This is a genomic window from Embleya sp. NPDC127516 (assembly GCF_044765325.1).
GTDB lineage: Bacteria > Actinomycetota > Actinomycetes > Streptomycetales > Streptomycetaceae > Embleya.
Window position 1 is genome coordinate 1 of the sequence record NZ_JBIWJT010000097.1, and the last position, 2,090, is coordinate 2,090.

General features: G+C 68.9%; 2 protein-coding genes. Both read right to left on the bottom strand.

Annotated elements, in window-relative coordinates:
* The coding region (locus tag ACIRL2_RS51350) for a condensation domain-containing protein (protein WP_402242708.1) at positions 1 to 1,425 on the bottom strand (1,425 nt) is incomplete at its 3' end.
* Positions 1,422 to 2,090, bottom strand: a 669-nt coding sequence (locus ACIRL2_RS51355; protein ID WP_402242710.1) for a phosphopantetheine-binding protein, incomplete at its 5' end; no start/stop codon positions are given. The genes ACIRL2_RS51350 and ACIRL2_RS51355, both read right to left, overlap by 4 nt.

Here is a 2,090-nt window from a genome sequence, read left to right on the forward strand (position 1 = left end):
CCGAGCCTCGAACAACCCCACAACCGAAACCGAATCCCGATCCACAGCGGTGTCGTTCCACCCCACCAACACCCGAGACCGCTCATCGTCGGTGAACGCATCAACTGCGGCGAGCCGGATGCCCGGGTCGTCGGTCACCGTGCGCAGCACACGCACCAGTCGGTCGGAGACCGCCGCAACCGATGCCGAGTCGAACAGATCGGCGGCGCCGGTCAGGCCCCCCGTCAGACCGGCCGGGCGACCGCCCCGGTCCACCTCCTCCGCGAGGGTCAGTTCCAGGTCACACTTCGACGCCGGGCGCATCCCCGCGACGCTCTCGACCTCCACTCCCGCGAATGCGAGCCCGGCCCGCTCCGTGTTCTGGAGCGTCAACATCACCTGGAACAGCGGGTGTCGCGCCAACGACCGCGCCGGCGCCAACGCCTCCACCAACCGCTCGAACGGCACATCCTGATTCCCGAACGCGGCAAATCCGGTGTCCCGAACCCGGCCCAGCACCTCCCGGAACGTCGGATCTCCGGTGAGATCGGTGCGAATTACCAGACTATTGACGAAGCAACCGACCAGGTCGTCCAGCCCTTCGTCCGTCCTCCCCGCCACGGCCGACCCGATCGGGATGTCCGTCCCGGCACCCAACCGCGACAACAACACCGCCAACGCCGCCTGAAGCACCATGAACACCGTGGCGCCTTCGGACCGCGCCAACTCGACCAACCGAAAATGCAGTTCAGCCGAGATTTCCAGCGGCGCGTTGTGGCCGATATGACTCGCCACCGCCGGGCGGGGCCGGTCCACCGGGAGTTCGAGCTCCTCCGGGGCACCCGCCAGTGCATCCCGCCAATACGTCACCTGGCGTGACAGCACGCTGTCCGCATCATCCGCCTCGCCGAGCAACTCCCGCTGCCACAACGCGTAGTCGGCATACTGCACCGGCAACGGAGCCCACTCCGGCGCTCGTCGGCCACACCGCGCTGCGTAGGCGACCGAGATGTCCCGGCCCATGGGCCCCCACGACCACCCGTCACCCGCGATGTGGTGCACCACCAGAACCAGGACGTGCTCCTCGGGCCCGACCGGGAACAGGGAGGCCCGCAGCGGCGGCTCGCAGGCCAGGTCGAAGGCGTATTCACCTGCCCGACGCACCGCGTCGGGCAGATCCGCCGCGTCGACCGGGCCCATCACCTGTAGTTCCCAGCACAGTTCCTCCGGCTCCAGGATGCGCTGGAACGGCTCGCCGTCCGCGACGTCGTAGACGGTGCGGAGCACTTCGTGGCGCACCACGACGTCCCGCAGCGCCGCCGACAGCGCGTCACGATGCAGCCGTCCGGTCAACCGCAGCACCGCAGGAATGTTGTGTGCCGGATTGGGCCCTTCGAGTCGGCTCAGGAACCACAACCGTCGCTGCGCGAATGACAACGGAATCATCGGGGCTCCTCTGGTCTACGCATGGGCCGCAGTACCGGCCGCCGACCTGACGTCTGATTGCCGATCCGACCCGCGAGCCCGGCGACCGTGGGTGCCTGGAAGAGCGCGCGGATCTCGAGGTCGACACCGAGCGTGCTGCGAATCCGGGAAACAAGCCGAGTGGCGAGCAACGAATGGCCGCCGAGCTCGAAGAAGTTGTCGTCGATCCCGACGGCATCGCGCCCGAGCACCTGGGCGAAGGCCGCACACAGGGTCTCTTCCTGCGCCGTACGCGGTGCCCTGTACGCGGTCACGGCGAAGTCCGCCGCCGGGAGTGCCTTGCGGTCGAGCTTGCCGTTGCTCGTGAGCGGGAGGGCGTCGAGCACGACGACGACGGCGGGCACCATGTACTCCGGCAGCCGCGACGCCGCGAACCGCCGCACGTCGTCGGGCAGGGCGTCATCGGACACCTCGCCGTCCCGGGCCGGGACCACATAGGCGACCAGGTGCGTACCGGTGGCCTCGTCCACGCGCGCGACGACCACCGCTTGGGCCAGATCCGGATGAGCGAGCAGCGTCGTCTGCACCTCTGCGGGTTCGATCCGGAAGCCCCGGATCTTGACCTGATCGTCCACCCGGCCGGCGAACAGCACCTGACCGTCGTGGGTCCACCGGGCCCGGTCACC